Annotated in this window: 20 protein-coding genes; 15 read left to right on the top strand and 5 right to left on the bottom strand. The window is 42.2% G+C overall.

All coding sequences use genetic code 11. From position 1 onward, the window contains the following. A complete protein-coding gene (gene bcsZ, locus ACXAFE_RS04820) occupies window positions 1–1,119 on the top strand; it encodes a cellulose synthase complex periplasmic endoglucanase BcsZ (protein ID WP_475149377.1) in 1,119 nt (372 codons plus the stop codon). Further along, window positions 1,110–4,922, top strand: a complete 3,813-nt coding sequence (locus tag ACXAFE_RS04815) for a cellulose synthase subunit BcsC-related outer membrane protein (protein ID WP_475149374.1) — start codon at window positions 1,110–1,112, stop codon at window positions 4,920–4,922. Before bcsZ ends, ACXAFE_RS04815 begins: the two co-directional genes overlap by 10 nt. A 50-nt stretch (window positions 4,923–4,972) precedes the next feature. Here the strand turns inward: ACXAFE_RS04815 and ACXAFE_RS04810 are convergent, their stop codons facing one another. Next, window positions 4,973–6,745 carry an ABCB family ABC transporter ATP-binding protein/permease gene (locus ACXAFE_RS04810; RefSeq protein ID WP_475149371.1) on the bottom strand — a complete coding sequence of 591 codons (1,773 nt, stop codon included), beginning with the start codon at window positions 6,743–6,745 and terminating at the stop codon, window positions 4,973–4,975. 40 nt (window positions 6,746–6,785) lie between these two features. Between ACXAFE_RS04810 and ACXAFE_RS04805 the strand changes: the two genes are divergently transcribed. The 11 genes from ACXAFE_RS04805 (at window position 6,786) to ACXAFE_RS04755 (ending at window position 19,821) form a co-directional block, all read left to right on the top strand. Beyond that, window positions 6,786–7,562, top strand: a complete 777-nt coding sequence (locus ACXAFE_RS04805) for an ATP adenylyltransferase family protein (protein WP_475149366.1) — start codon at window positions 6,786–6,788, stop codon at window positions 7,560–7,562. Window positions 7,563–7,818: 256 nt separating this feature from the next. Next, the gene (locus ACXAFE_RS04800; RefSeq protein WP_475149361.1) at window positions 7,819–9,267 is read left to right on the top strand and encodes a peptide MFS transporter; all 1,449 of its coding nucleotides are present in this window, start codon (window positions 7,819–7,821) and stop codon (window positions 9,265–9,267) included. A 127-nt stretch (window positions 9,268–9,394) separates the two neighbouring features. Beyond that, the gene (locus ACXAFE_RS04795; protein WP_475149357.1) at window positions 9,395–12,112 is read left to right on the top strand and encodes a metallophosphoesterase; all 2,718 of its coding nucleotides are present in this window, start codon (window positions 9,395–9,397) and stop codon (window positions 12,110–12,112) included. A gap of 395 nt (window positions 12,113–12,507) precedes the next feature. Continuing rightward, the gene (gene hppD, locus ACXAFE_RS04790; RefSeq protein WP_475149353.1) at window positions 12,508–13,554 is read left to right on the top strand and encodes a 4-hydroxyphenylpyruvate dioxygenase; all 1,047 of its coding nucleotides are present in this window, start codon (window positions 12,508–12,510) and stop codon (window positions 13,552–13,554) included. A gap of 149 nt (window positions 13,555–13,703) precedes the next feature. Further along, window positions 13,704–15,017: a fumarylacetoacetase gene (fahA, locus tag ACXAFE_RS04785; RefSeq protein ID WP_475149350.1), complete on the top strand. Its 1,314-nt coding sequence runs from the start codon at window positions 13,704–13,706 to the stop codon at window positions 15,015–15,017. 171 nt (window positions 15,018–15,188) lie between these two features. Then, complete coding sequence (locus tag ACXAFE_RS04780; protein ID WP_475149347.1) at window positions 15,189–16,409, top strand: peptidoglycan DD-metalloendopeptidase family protein; 1,221 nt, start codon at window positions 15,189–15,191, stop codon at window positions 16,407–16,409. Further along, window positions 16,396–16,785 (top strand): bactofilin family protein, encoded by a 390-nt coding sequence (locus tag ACXAFE_RS04775; RefSeq protein ID WP_475149343.1) that lies wholly within the window; start codon window positions 16,396–16,398, stop codon window positions 16,783–16,785. The genes ACXAFE_RS04780 and ACXAFE_RS04775 overlap by 14 nt, the downstream gene beginning before the upstream one ends. After that, window positions 16,786–17,433 (top strand): peptidylprolyl isomerase, encoded by a 648-nt coding sequence (locus ACXAFE_RS04770; protein WP_475149339.1) that lies wholly within the window; start codon window positions 16,786–16,788, stop codon window positions 17,431–17,433. A 112-nt stretch (window positions 17,434–17,545) separates the two neighbouring features. Next, on the top strand, window positions 17,546–18,703 hold the full coding sequence (locus tag ACXAFE_RS04765) for a multidrug effflux MFS transporter (RefSeq protein ID WP_475149336.1): 1,158 nt from the start codon (window positions 17,546–17,548) through the stop codon (window positions 18,701–18,703). 12 nt (window positions 18,704–18,715) lie between these two features. Further along, on the top strand, window positions 18,716–19,351 hold the full coding sequence (locus tag ACXAFE_RS04760; protein WP_475149332.1) for a LysE family translocator: 636 nt from the start codon (window positions 18,716–18,718) through the stop codon (window positions 19,349–19,351). 11 nt (window positions 19,352–19,362) lie between these two features. Continuing rightward, a complete protein-coding gene (locus ACXAFE_RS04755) occupies window positions 19,363–19,821 on the top strand; it encodes a methylglyoxal synthase (protein WP_475149329.1) in 459 nt (152 codons plus the stop codon). 1 nt (window position 19,822) lies between these two features. Here the strand turns inward: ACXAFE_RS04755 and ACXAFE_RS04750 are convergent, their stop codons facing one another. The 3 genes from ACXAFE_RS04750 to ACXAFE_RS04740 are packed head-to-tail and all read right to left on the bottom strand — an operon-like array spanning window position 19,823 to window position 21,656. Further along, window positions 19,823–20,647 carry a DNA ligase gene (locus ACXAFE_RS04750; protein ID WP_475149325.1) on the bottom strand — a complete coding sequence of 275 codons (825 nt, stop codon included), beginning with the start codon at window positions 20,645–20,647 and terminating at the stop codon, window positions 19,823–19,825. A 48-nt stretch (window positions 20,648–20,695) separates the two neighbouring features. Continuing rightward, the gene (locus tag ACXAFE_RS04745; RefSeq protein WP_475149322.1) at window positions 20,696–21,352 is read right to left on the bottom strand and encodes an HAD family hydrolase; all 657 of its coding nucleotides are present in this window, start codon (window positions 21,350–21,352) and stop codon (window positions 20,696–20,698) included. Between the two features lie 4 nt (window positions 21,353–21,356). Beyond that, complete coding sequence (locus tag ACXAFE_RS04740; RefSeq protein WP_054978341.1) at window positions 21,357–21,656, bottom strand: hypothetical protein; 300 nt, start codon at window positions 21,654–21,656, stop codon at window positions 21,357–21,359. A gap of 271 nt (window positions 21,657–21,927) precedes the next feature. Between ACXAFE_RS04740 and ACXAFE_RS04735 the strand changes: the two genes are divergently transcribed. Together ACXAFE_RS04735 and ACXAFE_RS04730 are read left to right on the top strand one after the other, a co-directional pair. After that, window positions 21,928–22,791, top strand: coding sequence for a hypothetical protein (locus tag ACXAFE_RS04735; RefSeq protein ID WP_475149319.1), 864 nt, complete (start codon window positions 21,928–21,930; stop codon window positions 22,789–22,791). Further along, window positions 22,775–23,374 (top strand): CAP domain-containing protein, encoded by a 600-nt coding sequence (locus tag ACXAFE_RS04730; RefSeq protein WP_475149315.1) that lies wholly within the window; start codon window positions 22,775–22,777, stop codon window positions 23,372–23,374. The genes ACXAFE_RS04735 and ACXAFE_RS04730 overlap by 17 nt, the downstream gene beginning before the upstream one ends. A 36-nt stretch (window positions 23,375–23,410) precedes the next feature. Here ACXAFE_RS04730 and ACXAFE_RS04725 read toward each other — a convergent pair whose 3' ends face one another. Beyond that, window positions 23,411–25,690: a TonB-dependent receptor gene (locus ACXAFE_RS04725; protein ID WP_010560543.1), complete on the bottom strand. Its 2,280-nt coding sequence runs from the start codon at window positions 25,688–25,690 to the stop codon at window positions 23,411–23,413. Window positions 25,691–25,740 lie beyond the last annotated feature (50 nt).

Genomic DNA, 25,740 nt, shown 5'->3' with positions numbered 1-25,740 from the left:
ATGAAAAAGTTACTCATTGTATTATTGCTTCTAATGCCGACATTGCTAAAAGCAGAAAGTTGTATGGTGTGGCCTGAGTGGCAAACGTTTAAAAGCAATTTCATCTCAAAAGATGGTCGCGTAATTGATCTTGGTTCTGAGAAAAACATTACCACCAGTGAAGGTCAATCTTACGGTTTATTCTTTGCGTTAGTAGCGAACGATAAAGAAACCTTTGATAAACTGCTTAATTGGACCGAGCGTCACCTTGCTGAAGGTGATTTAAGCGCACGTTTACCGGCATGGCTTTGGGGCCGAAAAACGCCAACTAGCTATGGGATTTTAGATTCTAACCCTGCGTCTGATTCTGATTTATGGATAGCCTACGCACTAGCAGAAGCAAGCCGTTTATGGAATGAACGTCGTTATGCGGTACTTGCTGCAGTAATGGCAAAGCGCATTTTAAAAGAAGAAACCGAGTTTTTACCAGGACTAGGATTAACCCTATTACCTGCCCCTTATGGCTTCGAAGTAGGCGAACAAACATGGCGTTTAAACCCAAGTTATTTGCCGCCGTTTATTTTCCAACGATTTGTTGAGCTCTATCCAAGCCAACCATGGCAAGAAGTACTCAATTCATCATTGGTTGTGCTTTCAGAAAGTGCGCCAAAAGGCTTTAGCCCTGACTGGGTGCTATACAATCCCAAAAAGGGCTTCCACTTCACTAAAAAGCATAACGATGAGGGTAACTTCAATGCTATTCGCAGTTATTTATGGGTAGGTTTGTTAGCTGACGATGTTAGTTACAAAGAGCAGCTGTTGTTCAAATTTGACCCAATGGCGCGAAAAGTAAGTAGCAGTCGCGCAGTACCACTCAACACCTATGCTAAATCAGGACGTACTGCAAAAACTGGCCCTCTTGGCTTTCAAGCAGCGATTCTACCTTTTATGAAATCATTTGGTGATCGCGTAACCGCAAGCATGATTAATCAAAAAATCAACGCCAACATAGACTATGAGCTGCGAAATAATTATTACAGCAGTGTACTCACATTGTTTGGCACTGCTGCGACCAATGCACGTTTTGAGTTACTAAATGACGGTTCGTTAGTGCCGGCATGGAGCACCGAATGCAACTAAAAGCGACAGCATTATTAGTAAGCTGTTTACTTGGCCAACAACTGCATGCCAGTGAAGGCCTTGATGCTCAGCCTATTAGTTGGCTTTTAGAGCAGGTTGAACTAGGCGAGGCACAACAAAAACCACAACTGGTGATTGATAGTCTCGCACGATTAGAGCAAGTTGAGCCTGGCAGCCTCGATATTCGCGCTGCCTGGATCCGCTACTACTTCGAGCAAGGTGAAACAGAAAAAGCCGTTGAAGAGCTCAAAGCATTTAAAAAAGATGAACCGTTTTATCCGTATATTCAACGCTTAGATAGCATTGCGTATATTCACTCACCTGAAGGTAAAGAAAAACTGCAAGCTGTGCGCTTATTGGCTCGCGCTGGTCAATCAAAAGAAGCCGCAAAGCAATTCAAAGCGTTATTTCGCGGCGAAATACCAACGGCGAGACTAAAGTTTGAATATGCCAACATACTTTCTGCTGATCCAGATAGTTGGCAACAAGCAAAAAAGTTATTTACTAAGCTGACGCAACGCTACCCTAATACGGCACAGTTTGAAGTAGCCTATGCGCGCCATATCTTAAAACGAAAACCCACTGACAAAAAATCGCTGGCAATATTGCGTAAATACGCAACCCATTCGCAAATGCGCATTGAAGTGGAGCGAGTATGGTTAAATGCGTTAGAAGATATGCCAATTAGCACCTTTACTCGCTCACAATACAGTTACTTTTTTAGCCTCTATCCACAAAGTGATTTAGGTAAATTGCAGTACGAAGTATTTAGTGAAAAATTAGTTGCACAACTAAAGCTAGAAGCCGACCCTAACTACCAAGCCTGGCAGCGCGCAAAACGCCATATGGCAAAAGAAAACTACGCACTTGCAGAAAAGCTGTTACGCAAAGCAGCCGCAGGCAGACCAAAAGACGCTGATATAGTGGGCGATCTTGGCCGTAGCTTAATGGCACAAGGCAAACATGCCGATGCCCAACAATATTTTAGCAAGGCCGCCAAACTCGCAGACAGCAGCGATAAATCAATTTGGTTAGGGCTATTAAATACTGCCAAGTTTTGGGGACTGATCAGCGAAGCAAGATCTGCAATTGATGCCTTAGAGCTGACAAAAGCCGAACAACTGCTAGCCAATGCGTTAAAACTCAAAGAAGACACTAATACCGTACTGATTTATTCATCACAGGTTGCACAGGCCAAAGGTGACACAGCGCAGGCGACAAAATACCTGCAAACCGTATTACGCAGTAACCCTAATAATGGCTATGCCCTGTCTTTATTGCTTAATATTGTAGAACAGCAACAAAGTATTAATGCACTAGAGCGATTTGAATCAAGTTTAACTAAAAAACAACGCGATACGGTCAGTGCGGAAATAAACGCTGCAAAAACGGCAATTTACCGTGAACAAGCGGAAGAACTGTCTGCGCGAGGCGAGCCGAAAGAAGCGATTGCACTGCTTGAAAAAGCAATTAAAACCTCACCTACTAATGGCTGGCTTTATTATGACTTGGCCTTTGAGTGGCGCAAGTTAGGTGATATCGACACCAGTAAGAAGGTCTACAACCAAGCGCTTTGGCGTTTTCCAATGAACCCAGAAATTCGCTATACCCACGCACTTTATATGCGTTCACTAGGCGATTTTCGCGCCGGATTGCAAAGCTTATCTTATGTTCGAGTGAAAGATTACACGCCGCAAATAAAAGAATTAAAAGAAACGTTAGCACTCGGTGAGCAATTTGAACAAGTCGATGTGTTAATTGAGACCGAACAAAAAGCCTCTGCTCTTGCCCTGTTGCAAGACATCGAAAATCAAAATGATTTAAGTAACCTGCAAACAGCACAAATTGCTGCGCAATGGTACAAGCTAGGCATGCATAACCGCGCCACCAGCCAGCTCAAAACAGCTTTGAATGGCTCACCTAAACTCGACTTCTACTGGTATCAGCTATACAGTGAATGGTTGCTTAGCGCAGACGACGCCGATGATCTCGATTCATGGTTTGCCAATTTGCATATGGCGCCGGCGCAAACCCAAAGTGAAAAGCGCGAAATTGAAAATTTAAAGGTGCGCTACCAAGTAAAAAAACAGCCTGATCGTGAAGAAATTATCTTAACATCATACCTTAGCAACAACCCATCGAGCATTCCGGCAAATGCACGCTTGCTTGAATTTGCGTTAAATAAAGGTGATTTTGAACAAGTTGATTTTTTATATGAAAATGCGCACAAATACGGCGAATTAGAGTTCGAAACTGAGTATCAAGTTGCCGAAAAAGCCTTGTTTAGTAATAAATATGCGCTGGGTGAAAAAGTAGTTAGACACTTAGTTTATCGCGTTCCAGCAGATGAAAACTATAATCAGCGCCGATTAATGGCCCTGTTACTCGATTTTAAAGATCAAGATAACGCGCTCAGATACCAAAAAGATCTACTCGCACTCTCACCAAGCGATGGCGAATTACTCAATCTTGCAGGCCAAGTAGCCGATAAATTTGGCCAAAGCGAACTTGCGATTGAATACTATCGTCAAGTACTTACAAAACAACGTGTTGATGTTGCCGACAAAAAAGTGCTGCATGACTTAGCACAAGACCAAGAAACCGATACTTGGTATATGCGCTCTGCTCGCTCGGGCATTGCAAAAATTAAAAACCGTACCGATGGGCATATTGCGCTTGCTGGCGACTTTAGCGGTCAAACCAGTACGCAAAACGATCATGAATTGGGCTTAGGTGCGGCGTTATTTGAAGGCTACTTCCCATTTTTAGAGGGTCAGTTATTTGTTAAAGCGGATGCCGTTAGTATATCTGCCCAACAAACTAACTTTTCAGAACGATTTGCCGCAAGCCGCTACGGTACTGGCGCACTTTGCTATGATACTTGCTCGTTATTTAGCATTACCCCTCGCGACCAAGGTATTGCCTTAGGTGTTGGCTGGCAAAACGAAAACTGGCGTGTGGATATTGGTACCACACCACAAGGCTTCTTACTTTCAAATATCGTAGGTGGCATGCTCTATCAAAATAGTCTGGGTGACTTCAGCTACGACATTGAAATTGAGCGTAGAGCACTCACTAACAGCGTATTGTCATATGCAGGTCTTGAAGACGTTAATCAAAATGAGATTTGGGGTGGCGTTACCAGCAATGGGATTACCCTTGGCTTGTATCACGATCTCGGCCTTGATTGGGGTTTTTGGGCTACGCTCGATTATCAGTATTATCAAGGCAAAAATGTACTTGATAACGACCGAAAACGTGCGATGACAGGTGCCTACTATCGCTTTATCCAGCAGCCAGACTTTGAACTGTCTGTCGGTACTAACTTGTTGTATTGGGGTTATAAGCATAACCTTTCAGAAGAAACGTATGGCCATGGCGGTTACTACAGCCCACAAAAATACCTTGGCCTGTCAGTGCCTGTTACAGTAGATGGTCGTTTTGAGCAGGACTTAGTTTATCGCCTCAAAGTGAACGGTGGCTATTCGCGCACAACCACAGATGCCATTGAGCTTTACCCAAATAACCCTGAACTACAAGCTGTTGCTGAGCTCAAAGCAGTTGAAACGGGCATTGACCCAATATTTGCTGCTGACAAAAGCAGTGGATTTTCATGGGGTATTGAGGGCTTAGTTGAATACCGCGTGCAACCTCAATGGTTAATTGGTGCGAGCTTTAATATCGACCGCGCTGATTTTTACGAACCAAATTATGGTCAAATTTACGTGAAGTATTTGTTTAACCCTGTTTACGGTGAGCTGCCATTAGTACCAAGGCTAATCGTGCCTTACGCTAACTATTAATCCACATAATTAAAAAGAAAGGGAGCTAAGCTCCCTTTTTTATTTGTTTATTACTGACTTTGACTGCGCCAAAGTGCGGCATAACGCCCTTCTTTTTCAAGTAGTTGTTGGTGTGTACCCTCTTCCACCAGCTGCCCTTGCTCTAAATAAAAAATATGATCTGCATCGGTAACGGTTGAGAGGCGGTGGGCAATCATAATCGCAGTATGATGGCGTGCCACTTTTTTGATGGTTCGCATTATGGCTTCTTCATTATGGCTATCAAGTGCAGAGGTTGCTTCATCGAATACCATAATAGGTGAATCTTTCAATAGTGCTCTTGCAATAGCAACACGCTGTTTTTCACCACCTGATAGCTTTAAGCCGCGCTCACCAACATGGGTTTCAAAACCATCGTTAAGCGATTCAACGAAGGTTTTCAGATTCGCGGCTTCACTTGCTGCGATCACTTGCTCTTTCGTTGCCGATAAGTTGCCATAATGAATATTGTCATAAATACTGGCGTTAAATAACACGGTATCTTGGGGTACTACGGCAATAACTTCGCGCAATGAATCTAATTTGACCTGAGCGATATTCTGCCCATCAATTTGAATGTTGCCATTGGTTACATCATAAAATCGGCAGAGCAACTTGGTTAAAGTACTTTTACCCGAGCCACTCGGGCCAACAATTGCAACCTTGCTACCCGCCTTAATATTAAGAGACAGATTATTTAAAATTGTACGCTCTTTTGCATAACCAAAGCTGACATTTTCAAACGTAATGGCCCCTTTGTTTACTGTAAGTGACTCACTTTTGCTATTGCGCGACACAGAGGAGTCAACCTTGAGTAAATCGAACATGTTCTCAATATTGGTGAGCGAGCCTTTAATTTCACGATAGACAAAACCCAAAAAGTTAAGCGGCATAAATATTTGCATCATAAAAGCATTCACTAACACAAAATCACCTAGGGTCATTGCCCCAGCTTCCACATCAAGCGCAGCAAATAACAGCATTGAGGTCATTGCTGTCGCAATAACCAATGCTTGGCCGCCATTTAAGGCAAACAGTGATAAACGGTTTTTACGGCGCGCTTTTTCCCAAGCCGCAAGTTCAATATCGTACTCTTTAATCTCATGCTCTTCGTTATTGAAGTATTTTACGGTTTCAAAATTTAACAGGCTATCAACGGCGCGGGTGTTTGAGCGGTTATCCGCCATATTGGCTTCGCGAATAAACTTTAATCGCCAATTAGTCACATACACAGTGAAAGTAATATAAACCACCACAGAGGCGGCGATCACTAGCCCGTATTTAGCGCCATATTTGGTAGTTAAAATACCAATTACCAACATCAGCTCGATTAACGTTGGGCCAATATTGAAAACAAAGAAGCGCATCACAAAACTAATGCCCGATACTCCGCGTTCAATATCACGGGCAAGGCCACCGGTTTTGCGATCTAAATGAAATTTAAGGTCGAGGTGTTGTAAATGGCTAAATACTTTCATACTAATACGACGCATGGCGCGCTCAGTAACACGGCCAAATAGCATGTCGCGTAATTCAGACAACACCACATTGGCAAGACGCAATACACCATAGGCGGCAATTAAACCAACTGTGCCTAGTAACACTATATTATTTTGTTGATCTAACGTGTCTACCGTGTATTTCAGTACAAAAGGTAAATAAACACTGGCAAGCTTAGCAAAGACTAGGCAGCAAAACGCAATAATAATGCGCGTGCGAAACTCTAATAAATAAGGTACAACTTGTTTAAAGACGCGTATATTAAAGCTGTCATTTTCGTTTGGCACAGAAAAACCGCGGCGCATAACTCACTCGTGCTCATTAAGATCAAATATAGGATGTATTATGTATTGGCAAGCAGTTGAACAGCAAATAGAAATCGCATTAAAAACAAAAACGCTCCAGCCACTCACAACACAAAGCCAATCCTTTATGGATAATAACATTCACTTCACGGTGCACTTGCGCGTCGCTAAAAAAATCGACAAACCCCATCAAAGCACGCAAAAGACTAACCCATTTTTACCTCATGAAGAGGCGATGTTTGTAAAAGACTGCCCACCGTCACACAAGCTACTGTTAAATAAGTTTCCGGTATTAAAACCCCATGCCCTGTTGTGCAGTAAAGAATTTGTATCGCAGCAAAGCCCTTTAACGGAGTCTGATTTTTCAGCTTGGCTTGAACATTTAAATTCGCCTTATGATGTTGGCTTTTATAATGCCGGTCCTATTGCTGGTGCTAGCCAAGGGCATCGCCATATGCAATTAATTCGCTTAGCACACAGTGACACCGTTACGGCTATTGCCAAACAGCTAGACGACATCAGTTTTGTGCGATTTGGCCCGTTAAATTTAGCAATGTGTACCCAGTATTATCAGCAAGCGCTTCAACAATTTGGTTTAAATAACAGTGATATTGAGACCGGTGCCTATAACCTAATTATAAATAAAGACTTATTCTGGCTAGTGCCACGAAAAACCGCGCATATCGAATCAATATTCGCTAACGGACTCAATTTTTGCGGCCATTTTCTAGTAAAAGATGAAGCGCACCTACACTGGTTAACGGAGCACGGTTTTATCGCGTTTCTAAGAGGCCTGTGCCAAGACCTGCATAAATAAACGGCAAAAGTGCATACAAACAGGTCAAATCTGTTAGATAAGGGCTTTTGTTTAAAAAACTCTCTAGGTATACTGGCCGGATGCAGTTTGTATTAATAACCTTATTTTACCCCTCGTTCAGTATGTTTATTAACACAAATCTGCTTTGTGGGTAACTGTTACCCAAACACAACAATTGGCCGCCCGTTCAAACCGAAAGGTAGTAACAACAATAATAATATTGGCCACAACAATAATTTGAATTAGGAAGCATACGATGAATTCAGTCCCTAAAGCAGGTGAAATGTTAGGCCACCCGAAAGGCCTATTCCTGCTATTCACTACAGAACTTTGGGAGCGCTTTAGCTACTACGCAATGCGCGCAATCTTAGTACTTTATTTAGTAGACCAAGTATATTCTGAAGGCGGTAACGGTATGGGTTGGACCCAAGCCGACGCACTTTCAATGTATGGTACATTTACCGGTCTTGTTTACCTTACGCCATTAATCGGTGGTTGGTTAGCGGATCAGTACTTAGGCCAACGTAAAGCAATTTATATCGGCGGCTTCTTAATGGCTGCGGGTCAATTTATCTTAGGTACGCCGCACGCATGGGTACCTGGCATGGAAACGGAAGCGTTCTATGTAGGTTTAGGTCTATTAATTGCTGGTAACGGTTTATTCAAGCCAAATATTTCAACCATGGTTGGTGATTTATATGAAGAAGGTGATAACCGTCGTGATGGCGCATTTACTATCTTCTATATGGGTATCAACGTAGGTGCTGCACTTTCTGGTATCGTAGTTGGTTCAGTTGTTGCACATTATGATGGTAACTACCAAGCGGGCTTCATTTGTGCCGGTATTGGTATGATTTTTTCATTGATTATTCAATTCTTATTTGCGCAAAAACTACTTGGTAACATAGGTACAATCCCTGCAGCTAAGTTAGAAAAGCAACAACAAACAGAAGTACGTAAAGAGCCATTAACTGCTGTTGAACGTGACCGCATTAAAGTAATCATGGTATTAGGCCTTTTCACTGTTGTTTTCTGGGCAGGCTTCGAGCAAGCTGGCGGCCTAATGAATATCTTCACTAACGAATACACAGACCGTAACATTGGTAGCTTCGAAGTACCGACTACGTGGTTCCAATCTTTAAATGCAATTTTCATCGTGGTATTTGCTCCGGTAATCGCGTCTATCTGGATCCGTCTTGGTAACAAAGAACCTAACTCACCAGTTAAATTTGCACTTGGCCTTATCTTATTAGGTATTGGTTTTGTATTTATGATGGGTGCGGTTATGGAAATGGACGGTGACCCAACAAATAAATCAAGCATGTGGTGGTTAGTAGGTGCATACTTCTTCCATACAATGGGTGAATTATGTTTATCACCAATTGGTTTATCAATGGTAACTAAACTAGCTCCGCTACGTATCGCATCATTAATGATGGGTGCTTGGTTCCTATTTATTGCAATTGCGAACAAAGTTGGTGGTATCGTTGGTTCATTTATTGGACACGGCGACACGACTAAAGAAGAGCAACTTGCAAATGCAATGTCTATCTTTGGCGGTATCTTTATTACTGCGATTGCTTCAGGTGTTTTACTGTACTGTATGGCAGATAAACTTGTTGATTGGATGCACGGTGCAGAAGATCATCACCACACTGAAGAAGAAGTGTTAGAAGAAGAGCTTGAAGTAACAGCGACTCGTTAATAACGCACTTACTGCAAAAAAAGGCCTATAGTTTCTATAGGCCTTTTTTTATGTCATTAAGTGTAATTGAAGCTTAGCTGCCAGATATGGTATTTTTCACCCTCAATTTAATTCTTTTGGGTGACATGTGAAAACTTACAAGCTTTTAAGTTCATTACTAATATGTTTAGCGCTAAGTGCATGTGGTGGTGGCGAAACTGAAAAAGTATATGTGCCAGATCTAGAACAAGGTGGCGTAATCACACCATCGATGAGTTTAAACGCCAGCTTTGATAATGGCCGAATGGCGCTGCGTATACCCGCAGGTATTTCAGACAGTGATTTCACCTTAAAAGTTACCACTTCACAAAGCGCGCCTTCAACGCAAACGCAACAGGTAATTTCAAACACCTATACGCTCTCTCCTGAAGACAAAACACTACTCAACCCAATTGAAATGGAAGTGTTTGTTGATTTAACTGAATATCAACAAGGAAAAGTGTATTTAGCCCGTTTAGAAAATACAACTTGGTATCCAATTACCAGTAGTGTCAGTGCTGCAAGCGTTAAAGCGAGCCTTAGTCAACTTGGTCAATATGCGGTGCTTTTTGAGCCAAAGCGCGAATTAGAAATTAGCAAAGTGATTGGCCCAGAGTGCGATACCAATGCCAATGAGCAAGCGCTGCGCTTTATTCATGTGGCCGATTTACACTCTCGTTTTGGCTATAAAGAACAACTCTTTAGTCGCATAAAAGGCCACTACCAAAATGCCAAATCAGCACAGCCGTATACCTTATTCACTAATGGTGGCGACGACTATGAAAAAGGCACAGTTGCAGAACAAATTTCACAAGGGCTTGCCACTGTCGATGCGATAAAAGCAATGGAGTTTGATGTGCGTGTTGTTGGTAACCACGATTATGCCTGGGGACCAGCACAACTGTTAGATTATGCCAATGACGATCATGCCATTGTGCTTGCCAGTAATACACGCTATATCGGCAATGACGAAAATGGCTTCGCCGCTGTTGATTTTGCCGCGGTGCAAGTCGGTTGTTTAAAAGTGGGCTTCTTTGGTATGACATCAGTACCATGGAACGAGCTCGATGAGCCCTTACAAACCGCCCCGATTCCAGATTTTATCCCCGACTTTAAAATGAACTGGGACTGGACATCTGTTGCACAAGGTATTGTTAATACGTATCGTGAAGATGTTGATTTTATGGTTATGCTTAGCCACATGGGCATAGGCGGCGACACCCGTATTGCCGAAAATATTTCTGGCGTTAATTTAGTATTAGGTGGTCATACCCATGGCGGCGAAAGTATTCAGGCACTCGATAACGGTGCACTGGTTATTCAGCCAAACTTTTTTGCACAAGGCCTAACGGATTTAACCCTGACGATAAATACCGATTCAAACACCATTACTAACTACGACTACAAAACTTATTTAACGAGTAATATCGATGTTGTTGACCAACAGATGGTCGGCACTATTGAGCAAATTATGGGGCGCTATGCGCCTGATGCCAATACCGCTATTGCCTTTTCTGAAAATTACCCAAACGAAGCGCAAACCGCCGAAATTTTAGCAAATGCGACATTCTTTACCCACAGTGTCGATGCCGCCTTGTTTGATCCAATTCAAGTACAAAACCGTTGGACTCCGGGTAAGCTAACCCAAGAGAAATTTCACGAGACCTACTATGTTGAAAGACAGCCATCTGATACGCCTGGGTTTAACGCGCTTTATGAAGTCTCTGTTTCTGGCAACGAGCTAAACCAAATGCGTTTAGCGCAGCCAGAATGGGTATTTAAATTGGCAAGCGATAAATCTATCAGCAATGACAAAACCTATCGCGTGGCGCTGCAAAAGGGCCCTGCTTATAACGGCAACCTGTTCTTCTCGGGGGTTACATTACCTGCTCCTACAGAATTATCAGAATCTTGGTGGGCGCTAGATCAATATGCCCGCCAGCGAACCAGCCAATGTGTGCATATTGATACCAACCAACCGTTAAATAGCTGCCTTGAAGATAACTATGTCACAATTTGGAATTTCAATGATTTAGATGCGCCATTTAAAGCCGACTTTGGCCCGAGTGAACTGAGCTACTTTGATCCACTCAATAAAGATTGGGGGCCGGAACGCAGTCCATTTGTAAGCACCAGCGATGCCAATATTGCAGATCTACCCGATGGCAGCTCTGGCGTACTGGCCTTTGGTCGTCATAGCCCATCGCAAGGCTTAGCATTAAAGCACAATGTGCCCGCTAACGGCGATTTTTACCAAAACAATAAAGTCGCCGATTACACCTTAGTAATGGATATTATGTGGCCGCAAAGCAGTAGCAATGAATTCCGTGGGCTACTGCAAACAGATCCGCTTAACAACGACGATGCGGATCTATTTGTTGACCGCGATACAAATGGCGTAGGTATCACAACCCGTGATAGTGGCTTTTTTGGTAACCTACAACCAAACATCTGGTATCGCGTTGCTATTGTGTTTTATAGCGCGCCTGAAAATGGGGTTTTAAAAGTATTTATTAACGGCGAGTTAGTCGGTGAAAAAGACGAAGGTGAAATTGGTGAACGCTGGGCGCTCAATAATACCTTGTTACTGCTGACAGACGATACTTATGAAACTGAACCGGGCTATTTAAACGCACTACTTTTTGCTGGGCGTAGCTTCGATGCAGATGAAATAGCCTACCTTGGCGGCCCAAGTAAAACGATGCGGTTTAATCAAAGTACTCGAGCACTCAATCAAAAAGTGGAACGTCACAGTGAAAGTGTTGCCACTATGGCGATTAATCCCTGGTTAAAACAACGTGAAAAGTTCTTTAAGGCAAAAAAGTAGGGATTTGATAAAAAGGGGCCATCGCCCCTTTTTTTGTGCGTACGCGTCGCTTTCTCAAAATTGTAAATAAAACTGCACAAAAATGAGTAAAAATCACACGCCATTAACAGTGCTACATTTTCGCCTGTTTTTATCTACTCACCATTCACACCGCAGAAATCAAAATTTTACTCGTGCAAAATAGGCTGTTTTTTATGCACTAATAAATCGCATTAAAAGAAACAGCTAAATATTGCCTTTTTTGTATTTAAAAGTTTACAAAAAGCCACCCCTAGCAAAATCACCTCAGCTCTTTTTCTTTTACAACTTTTGCATAATTATCTAGCCAATTCGTGTTTAAAGAGTTGGCCACTCGAAACGTAATAAGCCATCTCTCACTCTTTAGGGGACAAAAAATGACTCAAGTAAATAACCCACTCGGTTTATTAGGTATCGAATTTACTGAATATGCGACACCAGATGCTGATTATATGGACAAGATCTTTGCAGACTTTGGTTTTTCAAAACTGAAAAAGTTTAAAGGTAAAGACATCACCTACTACAACCAACATGATATTCATTTTTTACTAAACAATGAGCGTGATGGTTTTTCAGCTGAATTTGCTAAATCACACGGCCCTGCAATTTGTTCAATGGGCTGGCGTGTAGCTGATGCACAAAAAGCATTTGATGTTGCTGTTGAGCGCGGTGCAAAGCCTGCAACAGATGCGGCTAATAAAGATTTACCATACCCAGCAATTTACGGTATTGGTGACAGCCTAATTTACTTCATCGATGTATTTGGTGATAAAGGCTCTATCTATGCAAATGACTTTGAAGACTTAGCTGAGCAAAATATTGTTGAAGACAAAGGCTTCCTTCGCATCGACCACCTTACTAACAATGTTTACAAAGGCACTATGGAAACATGGGCGAACTTCTACAAAAACGTATTTGGTTTTGAAGAAGTACGTTACTTCGACATTAAAGGTCAGAAAACGGCACTACTGTCTTACGCACTTAAGTCACCATGTGGCACATTCTCGATTCCAATCAATGAAGGTAAAGATGATAACAACAACCAAATTGATGAATATCTAGATGAATACAATGGCCCAGGTGTTCAACACTTAGCGTTTTTAACTAACGACTTAGTGGGCTCACTAGATAAGCTAGACCAAACAAACATTGCAACTTTAGATATCGTAGATCATTACTACGACACTATTTTTGACCGTGTTCCTTGGGTTAAAGAAGACAAAGATAAAATCAGAGAGCACCAAATTCTGGTAGACAGCCAAAGCGAAGATTGTTACTTACTGCAAATCTTCACTAAAAACCTATTTGGCCCAATCTTTATCGAAATGATCCAACGTGTTGACGATGGTGGCTTCGGGGAAGGTAACTTCCAAGCATTGTTCGAATCAATCGAGCGTGACCAAGAGCGCCGTGGTGTTATCTAAGTTAAGATAAGCTAACAACATAAAAAGCAGCTTTCGTCTTTTTTGGCCAAGCTGCTTTTGCTATTTCAAGGCTAACATGTTTTCAAACTTGAATTTATTAATTCAATCGCCATATTTAGCCTAAGCCAATAAAAGCAAAAGGAAAGACCATGTCTTTTATCAATGAAACGCACGATATTAATTTAAAAAGCTGGGTAAACAGCGCAAACGTTGCTGGCAATGACTTCCCAATCCAAAACCTGCCATTTGCTTCTTTCCGTCGTAAAGGATCGTCAGAAGAATTTCGCGGTGGTGTCGCAATCGGTGACCAAGTATTAGATTTAGCCATAGTTTCAGATGCGGGCATTTTCTCAGGCATTGCTCAAGAAGCTGTAATTGCTGCCAACGCACCTGCACTCAACGAATTTATGGGCATGGGTAAGGCACATTGGTCTGCTCTACGTTTAGCGCTTTCAAAAGCACTCCGTGAAGGCTCAGAGCAGCAAAGTGCACTTGAATCTGCACTGGTAGCGCAAGATGACGTTGAATATGCACTTCCATGTCATATTGGCGACTACACCGATTTCTACACATCAATTTACCACGCAACAGCCGTAGGTAGCTTATTCCGCCCTGATAACCCGCTTTTACCTAACTACAAATGGGTGCCAATCGGCTATCACGGTCGCGCATCATCAATTGGCGTATCAGGTCAAAGCTTCCCTCGTCCAAAAGGCCAAACTAAAGCGCCTGATGCAGACGTACCGTCATTTGGTCCTGCAAAACGTATAGACTATGAGCTTGAGCTAGGTATCTACCTTGGTAAAGGCAACGAGTTAGGCGATGCAATTAGCATTCAAGATGCAGAAGATCATGTATTTGGTTTCTGTTTATTTAATGACTGGTCTGCACGTGATTTACAAGCGTGGGAATATCAACCGCTAGGACCATTCCTTGCGAAAAACTTCGCATCGACTGTATCGCCTTGGATTGTGACTACTGAAGCATTAGCGCCTTATCGTACACAGTGGCACCGTGATAAAAACGATCCACAGCCGCTTGACTACCTTGAGTCTTCACACAACCGTGAAGCTGGCGCATTCGATATTCAGATGGATGTGTTACTTGAATCTGAAAAAATGCGTGCTGACGGTGCTGCACCAAGCAAGCTTTCTGAGTCGAGCTTCAAACACAGTTACTGGACAGTAGCGCAAATGGTGACACACCACACAGTAAATGGCTGTAACTTTATTCCAGGCGACATGCTAGGTTCAGGTACTCAGTCAGGCCCTGAACATGAAGAAGCAGGTTCAATGCTTGAACTATCTCGTGGTGGTAAAGAAAGTATTAAACTGAACAATGGCGAAGAACGTAAGTTCTTGGAAGATGGCGATAAAGTGATTATGCGTGGTTGGTGTGAAGCCGACGGCTTTAATCGCATTGGCTTTGGTCGCGTTGAAGGCACAGTATTACCAGCCAAGTAACCTCCTGCCCTTTTTAGGTGGCAAGCAAATTGCCACCTAATACTCCCTCTTAAGTCGTATTTCAAAAATTTTTCTGGATTTTTTGCAGTATGTTGGTATCTTGTACCGGTTAACTTGCCTGCTAATTAATAATAATCAAAGGCAGTATATTTAACTACGTCGGTTTTCATAATGTTAAAAGCACTTTTTCCAGATAGACAGTTACTGATCCGCCAAAACGGTGACGTAAAATACCTTACTTTGCCAAGCTGGCTGCAAGTAACGCTATTTTTCGTAGGTCTTGCTGTGTGCGTTATTGCTGGTGCGGGTAGCTATCAATACGTTGAGCTAAATGGCGTGATCACCGAACAACAGCAAGTCATTGAGCAAAAACAATCTGAACTTGATGCGCTACACCTATCCTATCGTGAAAAACACAGCGAACTTTCAAGTCGCATTTCTCAAATTGATGAAAAATCGCAACTAATGACCAATATGCTTGAGTCATTACCTGAAGCGCAGCAAGAAGAATTTCAAGCGCAACAAGACGCCACACAAAAAGAAAGCCCAACAGCTCAGCCAGAGCAACAAGCGAAAACATCTGACACCGAAACAAAGCCAGAAGAAGCTGACGCAACAAAAAAAGCGCAAGATAAAAAACAAGATATCAAACCTGAGCCTAAGGCTGAAAGCGACAGTGAATCTGACACGCAAGATGACAGCACTAGCGAAGAAACCATTGAAAATGACATCGCGCGTGAAAACCAACTGCTTGATACTCAGTTTACTACCCTTGCTCAAGTTGTCGATGGCCGTACTGAAAGCCTATTAAAAGCGTTGGAAAAAGCTGGAGTTGACCACACAACCTTAATTAACAAAGAGTTAGATGAAACAGCTCAAGGTGGTCCATTTAATGCGGTTGATGCGTCTGTACTGAGTAAAGATCAGCAAGCGCTATTAGATAAAATTGTAGTACTTAATCAACTAAGCGGTAACCTTGAATTACTACCGACCAGTTTGCCGGCTAAAGCATTTTATGTTTCAAGTAGCTATGGCCTACGTACCGACCCTGTTACCAAGCGCAGAGCAATGCACCGCGGCGTTGATTTAGCTGGCTGGCACAAAACTGAAATTTTTGCCCCAGCACATGGCACAGTAAAACGTGCAGGTCGCAATGGCGGCTATGGTAAATTTATCGAAATTGAACATAAGAATGGATTCGTAACACGCTACGGGCATTTAGCTAAAATTAACGTAAAACGTGGACAAGAAGTACAAAAGGACCAAGTTATCGGGTTAATGGGTAACTCAGGACGCAGTACAGGCACCCATTTACATTATGAAATTTTACACAATGAAAAACATATTAACCCGTTAAAATTAACTAAGGCATTTGAGAATGTTCTCCAATAAGAAAAAAAATTCGTTTCCTTCTATTATCTCATCAGACGTTGAAATCTCCGGGACAATTAACAACTCAGGTACAATTCAGTTAGAAGGTTGCATCATTGGCGAAGTGAATGTACAAAGCCTAACTATCGGCAATGACGGCCGCGTAGAAGGCGATATAAACGCGCAAGAAGTAATTGTAAAAGGTACCGTTAAAGGCACGATTAAGGCTAAAAAAGTGGTACTAGAGCAGTCGGCAAATGTAGTTGGCGATATTTTTCACGACACTATTAGCATTCAAGAAGGTGCTTCAATTCAAGGCTCTATGACACAAGCAGCAAAGCCTGTTGTCACAAATACTGAAGAAAAAGCACCAAAAAATGAAAAGAAGACAGCCTAAATGACTTTATTACGTAATACCCTACTCGCGCTTACATCAGCCGCTATTTTATCTGCATGTTGGTTTCAAGATCCTGCTGTAAAGCAAGTTGAGCAATTTATTAGCGAACAAAAAGTCGACAAGCAAGACGAGAAATGGCGCACCAAATTAACGCTGCCGCCAAAACTTGAATTTGCACAAGACACAACCTATTACTGGGTACTTAAAACAAGCTTAGGCGAAATGAAGTTTGAACTGCTTCATAAAACAGCGCCTATGCATGCCTCAAGTACGATTTATTTAACCAAGCTTGGCTTTTACGATTCACTGACGTTTCATCGTGTTATTAGCGATTTTATGGCGCAAGGTGGTGATCCACTTGGCAATGGACAAGGTTTCCCAGGATATCGTTACGGCGGTGAATTTGAACCTTTAGTATCGCATGATCAAAAAGGCTTATTGAGCATGGCCAATGCCGGTCCAAATACCGACGGTAGCCAGTTTTTTATTACCTTTCGCGCAACTCCGCACCTAGATGGCAAACATACCGTGTTTGGTAAGCTAGTAAGCGATGAAGCAGTGTTAGATCTGTTTAACGAAAACGCGACACGCTTTGGTAAGCCAAAACAACAACTCATTATCCAATCAGCGCATATTATTACTGAATAACAAACCTGTTAGTAACCAAGCGCTAACCACAAGCCTTAAGCCAACGCTTAAGGCTTGGATCTTCTAAGCATAACGTATACAATTCACCGCCCCTGATAATTGTAGTGAGATTATGCTAAAACTCGCCCTCGTTCTGCTTGTCATCTTTTGCCCAATGGCAATCGACCTTTACCTACCAGCCATGCCTCAGATGGCTGACAAACTCGATACGTCAATTACCAATATTCAATCAAGCATTACCGTTTACATGTTATGTGTAGGCTTTGGACAGCTCTTACTTGGCCCATTAAGCGACCGTTTCGGCCGCCAGAAAGTGGCTATATTTGGCGTTTTTGCTTACTTTGTTGGCTCAGTACTTGCGGCGTTTTCCGATAGCGTCACCTTGCTAATTATCGCCCGTATCATTCAAGGTGTTGGAGCAGCGGCAACATTTGTTAGCACATTTGCGTTAGTGAGAGATAATTACAATGCCAACAAAAGTGCCCAAGTAATTTCATACTTAAATGGTATTGTCTGCTTTATTCCTGCATTAGCTCCTATTTTAGGCGCTTGGCTAACCTTGCAATTTGGCTGGCAGAGCAACTTTTACTTTTTAGCCGCATTTGCCGCAATCGGATTTATCGTGTTGTTGATTGCAATTCCTAAACGCCCTGCTATTACAACTCAGCAACAAACTGAAGAAAAACTGTCTTATTGGCAAATAATTTCACACCCAACGTTTTTGTTTAATGCCACAATTTGCATGCTGGCTATGGGCGCTATTTTGGCATTTGTTGCACAGGCGCCTAACTATTTAATTAATCAACAAGGACTAACCGAGCAAGAGTTCACGCTCTGGTTTAGCATTAATGCCACAGTGAGTATTATCGCCAGTTTCACGGCACCGCAATTGATCAAGCGCTCTACATCACTCGCCTTGTTATGTGGTTTGTTGCTGATGGTCAGCGCTGCATGTTTGGTTTTACTATTTCAATTTACGTTTACAAATGTTAGCAGCTTTATGTGTGCAATTTTTGTCGGCTCCATGGGCTATTCGTTCGCTATGGGCGCTGCTGCAGGTAACGCACTAGGGCCTTTTAAAAAGCAAGCAGGCAAAGCATCGGCTTTACTTGGCATGATGCAAATGAGTGGCTCGGGGTTAATCGTCAGCTTAACCCAATACCTACCGCTTGCGATTCCATTTATTATTGCGCTGCACTTACTCAGTGTGTTGCCTTTTTTATTAACGCTAAAACGCTATCAAAGCGCGGTAAAACCGTCTTACAACTAGAGACATCAATTAATGATTAACTTTGAATCGCTGCTGTCATTTATCACCTTAAGCTTTTTACTTGCGGTGTCACCGGGGCCATCAAACGCGTTTCTAATAGCGCAAACATTTGCTAAAGGCAAAGCTGCTGGCATGCAAACAGCATTTGGCTTTGCCACCGCGGGCGTAATACACACAATATTAGCGGTCGCTGGCCTCAGTGTTATATTAAAAACGTCTCAAGTGGCGTATCAAACCGTTCTGATAATAGGTGCGCTTTACCTTGTGTACTTAGGTGTCACCAGCATTATTGATAGCTTACGAAAACCAGAAATTATTCACTGCGAACTTACAAATAAAAAAGAAAAAAACATCTTTGTACAAGCCATGCTGACCGAGATTTTTAACCCCAAAGTCGCGCTCTTCTTTTTAGCCTTTATTCCGCAATTCGCCGACAGTTCGCTAAGCACACCAGTATGGTTACAGTTGCTAATTTTTGGCTTGCTTTACCCAATTTTGGCTTTCCCTATTGATGTATTGTACGTAAAAAGCGGGAACAAGATTGCAGGTTACTTTAAACATCACCCGAGTGCGCAGCAATGGATTGATCGCATTGCCGGTAGTATTTTTATCGTATTGGGGTTACGCTTGGTGTTCGAAGTATTTTAAAGTGTGAAAACATGGAACAAATTACCACTGCAATCCCCGCCAAAAAAAGCATTGCGCTTGTTGCCCACGATGGTAAGAAATCAGCGCTAACTCTGTGGTGTCAGAAACACCAAGATGTACTCAGCCAACACAATTTATACGGTACAGGTACTACCGGCCACTTAATAGAAAAAACCACTGGGTTGGCGGTTGAAAAGCTTTTAAGCGGCCCTATGGGCGGCGACCAACAACTTGGCGCTAAAATCGCCGAACATGAAGTGAACCTGCTTATCTTCTTTTGGGATCCCTTAGCTTCCCAGCCACACGACCCTGACGTAAAAGCACTTTTGAGATTGGCTGCCGTCTGGAATATCCCCGTTGCTTGTAACGAGGCAACAGCAGATATGTTGATAGCCAGTCAGATGATGTCGGAGCAAATCGACCGCACTATTCCTGATTATCATAATTATTTGGCCGATCGCCTCGATTAAATCACTCAGAGTGCCTAACACGTAGAAACCGTGCAAAACGAGGCTTGCCGTATTTCGTCAAGCCATTGTAACGATATGTCACTATTGTCCCTATCTCAGGTGGTGTGTTTCTCATAATATCTGACAAACCACTGCCTAGCTTGATTTGTTGACCGTTTGGAAGCTCAACAATCAAAGCACCAACTAACCCATGGTATTTTCCTTTACCCGGACTGTAACCAACCACCTTAGCCTCGGCATCTTGATACGGCTTAAGCTTGAGTAAATTATCACTACGGCCATCGCTGAACTGAGCGGCTTTTGCATGCAGCATAATGCCCTCGGCACCCTGTTTTATTCGAGCTTGGTAGTAGGCATCCAACTCCTGATGAGTAGTAAATTGACGCTGTTCAATTGCCGTCAAGTAGTCAGAAGGCGTTGCTTCTATCAATGTTTTGTAATTCAAGTAGCGCTGGTGAAATGCTTGGCTGTGATTCGGCATATCAAATACATAAAACCTTATTTTACGCCATGCTTGATGATTTGCCTTGGTATCCAGTACCGTGCTAGCAATAAACTCAAAATCACCATGGCGACTCCACAATTCACCATCAAGCCACTCACGCGGCCAATGTTCAGTAAACCAAGTTGGCGCATGAATAACGTTACCATTTCGGGTCACAAGCTGGTTGTTTTTCCATATTGCACGCACGCCATCAAGCTTCTCGCTCACTAGGTAATCATTAATGGGCTGTTGTTGATAGGATTTAGCAAGCTGCACTTCGACACAATCAGCAGCAGATGTAATAAGTGATAAGATTAAGAATAGAGAAATTTTAAGAGCCATTTTTTCCTCCTTGAAAATTCAACGGCTCTTTAAAGTGTACTTTAAATTTTAAAGTTTGCTGGCGATAAGTGCTTGAACATCAAAAAGCGATGAACAGCGACTATCAGCGTGTGAAAAATCAGCGCTTAGGCTGTATTTATTAGGCACCACAACAGTGTATAGTTCGGCTGATTTGGCACTGCTAGAGCCAGTCACAGTATCTTCAACCGCAAGTCCTGAACTTGCTGTTAATGAAAAATGTGCGATTGCCCTTAAATAAGGCTCTGGATGCGGTTTTGGCTGTTCAACATCATCACGTGTGAAAATCACATCAAAATACTTTGCAAGATCGTGTCCTGTCAAAATAGAATGCGCCTCTTCTTTCGCACTCCCGGTCACTAACGCAACCTTTAGTCCCTGCTCGCGACACCACGCTAGCAACGCTTTCGCACCCGGTAACAATGCGGGTAACTGCAATTTAGATATCTCAGCGAATACAGTGTGTTTCTTCTTTGCTAATGCCGATGCGGATAAACCCAGCTGATGCTCTTCAACCAACACTTTAGCGGCTTCTAGCGTTGGTTTACCAGCAAACTGCTGGCAAAACTCAGACTCACTAAAATGTAAATCAAACATCGCAAGTACTTTGTTCCAACTAACGGCATGCAAATGCTCGGAATCAACCAAGGTACCATCTAAGTCAAAATAAATTGCACTTAATGGCATTGCCTTAACCTTGCTCTTGTAGTGACTCTGGTACTGGCGAATTTGCTACGTCACCACTTTCCACTTCTACCAATTCATAACCACGCGCTAAGCGTTTTACCGTGAGCACTGGCTTTTCTAAAGCCTGCTTTTGACGCTCAATATCTTCTGCTAAGCCCGTTAAGCTCGTACCAAACGAACCTTCAGCCGTTTCAGACCAATTAACTGCTTTACCATTAATATTGTATTCAACAACATGTACTTGAAACAGTGTACCTTCATCACTTGGGCACTCAATAACACGATAATTCCAAAATGCAGACATAATATTTTCCTCTAGTTAACGCGCGCTGACTGTAGCATATTTCACCTCAGATATGGATAACTAATATGCTGCTAACGGTTATTTATACTGACTTCAATTTAACGTTATATGAAATAAATACCATCTTTCATTAGTAAAGCTAGATTAACCTAGTTTGGGTGTCCGAAATAAACATAAAGTATGTAAAATCCAACTGCATAAAGCTTGAATAAATATGCGTAAACTGTTTGTATATCAAATAAACAAGCAATTTAGTGTAGGAAGTATGTGGTTGCAAAAAGTAGTTTTATTGCTGATATTCGGGTTTAGCGTTCAATCTAATGCTGAATCTAAAGAACTTATTGATGTACCCGTTTTAATTGCTGAGGACGTCAAACTACACTTACAACGCTTAAGTAAACAGACCGATATTCTGGCTATCTCAGATTTTTCAAATTTACCTCAAGGGCGCGATTTAGTTGATGTGATTCTACTCAATCAAGCACTGCACTTAGGCAAATGCCAGTGTCGTTTAGTATATTTTGATAATTCAGTATATGGCCGAAATATCGAACTACTCAAAAGCGGAAAATACGCACTAAGTGCCGACACGCTATGGCTTTCTGATATTACAAGTCATCCCAATACATTACGCTCGAGCCAAGCGGTTATTCGCAATGGTGAATACGACGTTGGCTTATATACGTCAGTAAATAACGAGCGCGCATTAAAGGCGCAAAACAAAGACGATGTGTCGCGCTTAACCGCAATTTCAAATCGCTTTTGGAGTGCTGACTGGCAGGCAATTAATCAGTTAAACCCAATCAAGCTGGCACATATCGAATCATTTCCTAATATGAAGCGCCTTGTTAAAAGTGAAATTGCCGATTTTACCTTGCTGCATTTTCGCATAAATGACAATGATTTAAGCTTTGAACAGTTAACGCCTATTCCAAATGTAAAAGCAGTACTGTGGGATAGCCGTCATTTCGCAATATCAACTCAATTCCCTAATTATCAACATATTGCAGACGTATTAAATAAAGGGCTTAAGCAACTTCATAAGCAAAATAAAATCAGTAGCGCGTATTTGGCGGTGGGCATTAATCACCCTCTTACTTCAGATTGGAAAATACTAAATGCGCCCGATTTGTAAAGCATTAATTTTTAATGCAACTCTAATTACAACTTCGATTTATGCGAATGAATACAATACTCAATGCGCCAGCGATAAATACTCTCAGCACTTAGTCGATCTCATTATAAGTGACCACGAACAGCAACGTACCAAATTGAGATGTGACAAGAGACTAGTTACCGCAGCTATTGAGAAAGTAGCTGAAATGGCCGAAACCGAATTCGTTTTTCATGGGCGAGCTAATGGTAGGTTACGTGATCAAGGTGTTGAACTGCCCATTTATTATGGTATTGGTAATGCCAATCAAGTAGAAGCATTAGCAGGCGGACAAAAATCGCCTGAAGTAGTTTGGAAAAGTTTTAAAGAATCGACTTCTCATGCAGATCACCTTTTAGCACGCAATGCATTTTATCGAAAACAAACACTTATCGGAGCTGCACACATTTATTTACCAAGCACAAGTCATGGTCACTATTGGGTGGTGTACATAACCGAAGAGGATAATGCATCAGAAAAAAATATTTTCCACGGTCCAATACCTAACAAAACCTCTCATGGTGTTTTTTATCAATCTCAAAACGAAAAAAAGCCCATCAACTGATGGGCTTTCTGCTATGAAATCTAAATAAATAGGTGCTTAGAAAAATGACACCTTAAACTCAACACCCATAATACGAGGTTGGTTTACCATAGCGGCATTGTTTGAGAAATCTACACCACCAATGAATACTTGCTCATCAGTAATATTTCTAACAAATGCAGATACTTCGTATTCGTTGTCGCCAGCTTCCCATAGGTAACCTGAGCGAATACCGCCTTCTAGTAATGCTTCGCCTTCAAATTCAACTGACTCATATAAGAAGAAGTCAATTGCACTGCGGTAAGACCAATCAGTGTATGCGAAGAACTCACCGTCGCCAATTTCTTTGCTGTAGCGTAGTGTGAAGTTAGAAATCCACTCTGGTGAATGTGGTAAGCTGTTGCCGTCTAAGCTATAGCCTTTACCTTCAACAAATGGGTCTGTAATTGTACAGTTAAAACAGCCTTGCAAGAACAGTGAGTTGTCTTGTAATTCAGTTTTGTTGTAGCTGATGTTGAATGTAGCGAATAGCTCATCAGTTAAAATCCACTCTGAATCTAACTCTAGACCGTAACCAACTGTTTTATCAGCGTTAAGTAAACGGTTAAAGTTTGCAGAACCACCTACTGCAGTTACTTGCTGGTCATCCATTTGGAAGTAATATGTTGTCGCATTTACACGGCCACGGCCATCTAATACATCTGACTTAACACCAAACTCAATTGAGTTGATAGTTTCAGAGTCAGCTACAGTTACTTCGTCACCAAATAAGATACGACCTTGAACACTTGGTGCACGGAAGCTGTTTGCTGCACGTGCGAATAGGTTTACATCATCAGTAAGCTTATAAGCTGCACTTAAGTCCCATGACACGTGTGAATCTTCTGGGTTAGCAGATTTTTCTAGGTCGATATTGTTGAAATCACCCGGAGTTACCAGACGCACCGCTCTAAAATCACGCTTGTCATCTGAATAACGAAGACCACCGCTCACTTTTAACTTATCTGAAACGTGGTAATCTGCTGAAGCAAATACAGCCCAAGCTGTTGTATCTTGCTCTTGGAATACATAACCCCAGTTAAAGTCGCCACCTAAACCATCAAAACCAAAGGTTTCAATTGTTTGCTCTTCATTGTAGTAGTACGCACCCACTTGGTAATTAAAATCGCCAGCAAAGTTACTTGCTAAACGAATTTCTTGTGAGATTTGGTCGTGTGATGGGATTGCGTCAGCACTTTCTGAAGCAAGGAAAATGAAACCTGGGCCCATTTCAGGTGTTGGACAACCAAATACAAAGTCGTTACCACAACCATAACCACCATCAACGTCTGCACGTGAGTAAATCTCAGCGCTTTCCCAACCAGTGATTGACGTTAGCGTGTGGTCTTCAAAATCATACTCTAGCTTAAGGCTTGAACCTTGTGACTCAACTTGCTGTGTGGCAAATTGCACTGAATCTTGGTAAATCACTTCAGGATCAAAACCTGCAACTGGCTTATTTGTGCCTTTTTCAATTGCATTTGCATGGAAAACAATTGGCTTACCATCTAAATCACGCGTGTGGTAATTTAGTAACGCAGTAAAATCACCAGCTTCATATAAAAATTGAATACGTGCCGCTTGCTCATCGTAACCACCGGTTACATCATTGATGAAGTTATTTGGCGCACGGTTATCAATATAATCGTCGCGCGTTTGCTTAAGTACTGAAACACGTGCTGAAAGGTTATCGGTTAAACCACCGCCTACCGCACCTTCAAAATCGACTGAATTAAATGTGCTGTAAGATAATGCACCGTAACCTTCAAATTCTTGCGACGGCTTAACTGAGTCAAACTTTACAAGACCTGCAGGCGTGTTACGGCCGAACAATGTACCTTGAGGACCACGAAGTACTTCTACACGCTCAACATCAAATACCGGAAAACCTTTTAAAATTGGGCTTTCTTGTACAACGTCGTCTACCACTAACGATACTGGCTGTGATGCATTCAGATCGAAATCGGTGTTACCTAAACCGCGTACGTAAAAACGAGGGAAAGTACGACCAAAAGAAGATTCAACTGATAAGCTTGGGATTTTCGCGTTCATAAAGCGGATATCCATACCAGCAGAACTGTATGCGTCTAGGTTATCGCCTTGCAGTGCAGAAACCGCAACAGGCACTTCTTGCGCGTTCTCAACACGTTTACGAGCAGTTACTTGAATTACTTCTAATTGTGCAGATTCAGCTCCTGCTTCTTCACCCTGTGCAACCGCTGCACCTGATAAAACTAATGATGAGAATAACGAGCCTTGAATTAATTTAGCTAGCTTTGACTTTTGTAGATATTTCATGGTGGTTTAAAACCTTGTGCACTCAAAATAAAACGTTTGATTAGCTGAAC

It is taken from the genome of Pseudoalteromonas sp. ABV4_021 (assembly GCF_056159365.1).
Note: the sequence above shows the minus strand (reverse complement) of the source record. Positions and strands in the feature narration are given on the sequence as shown.

Bases quoted from the DNA above. Each gene is read 5' to 3' on its own strand.
- bcsZ (WP_475149377.1), top strand. From the start codon at position 1: ATGAAAAAGTTACTCATTGTATTATTGCTTCTAATGCCGACATTGCTA.
- ACXAFE_RS04815 (WP_475149374.1), top strand. From the start codon at position 1,110: ATGCAACTAAAAGCGACAGCATTATTAGTAAGCTGTTTACTTGGCCAA.
- ACXAFE_RS04810 (WP_475149371.1), bottom strand. From the start codon at position 6,745: ATGCGCCGCGGTTTTTCTGTGCCAAACGAAAATGACAGCTTTAATATA.
- ACXAFE_RS04805 (WP_475149366.1), top strand. From the start codon at position 6,786: ATGTATTGGCAAGCAGTTGAACAGCAAATAGAAATCGCATTAAAAACA.
- ACXAFE_RS04800 (WP_475149361.1), top strand. From the start codon at position 7,819: ATGAATTCAGTCCCTAAAGCAGGTGAAATGTTAGGCCACCCGAAAGGC.
- hppD (WP_475149353.1), top strand. From the start codon at position 12,508: ATGACTCAAGTAAATAACCCACTCGGTTTATTAGGTATCGAATTTACT.
- fahA (WP_475149350.1), top strand. From the start codon at position 13,704: ATGTCTTTTATCAATGAAACGCACGATATTAATTTAAAAAGCTGGGTA.
- ACXAFE_RS04780 (WP_475149347.1), top strand. From the start codon at position 15,189: ATGTTAAAAGCACTTTTTCCAGATAGACAGTTACTGATCCGCCAAAAC.
- ACXAFE_RS04775 (WP_475149343.1), top strand. From the start codon at position 16,396: ATGTTCTCCAATAAGAAAAAAAATTCGTTTCCTTCTATTATCTCATCA.
- ACXAFE_RS04770 (WP_475149339.1), top strand. From the start codon at position 16,786: ATGACTTTATTACGTAATACCCTACTCGCGCTTACATCAGCCGCTATT.
- ACXAFE_RS04765 (WP_475149336.1), top strand. From the start codon at position 17,546: ATGCTAAAACTCGCCCTCGTTCTGCTTGTCATCTTTTGCCCAATGGCA.
- ACXAFE_RS04760 (WP_475149332.1), top strand. From the start codon at position 18,716: ATGATTAACTTTGAATCGCTGCTGTCATTTATCACCTTAAGCTTTTTA.
- ACXAFE_RS04755 (WP_475149329.1), top strand. From the start codon at position 19,363: ATGGAACAAATTACCACTGCAATCCCCGCCAAAAAAAGCATTGCGCTT.
- ACXAFE_RS04750 (WP_475149325.1), bottom strand. From the start codon at position 20,647: ATGGCTCTTAAAATTTCTCTATTCTTAATCTTATCACTTATTACATCT.
- ACXAFE_RS04745 (WP_475149322.1), bottom strand. From the start codon at position 21,352: ATGCCATTAAGTGCAATTTATTTTGACTTAGATGGTACCTTGGTTGAT.
- ACXAFE_RS04740 (WP_054978341.1), bottom strand. From the start codon at position 21,656: ATGTCTGCATTTTGGAATTATCGTGTTATTGAGTGCCCAAGTGATGAA.
- ACXAFE_RS04730 (WP_475149315.1), top strand. From the start codon at position 22,775: ATGCGCCCGATTTGTAAAGCATTAATTTTTAATGCAACTCTAATTACA.
- ACXAFE_RS04725 (WP_010560543.1), bottom strand. From the start codon at position 25,690: ATGAAATATCTACAAAAGTCAAAGCTAGCTAAATTAATTCAAGGCTCG.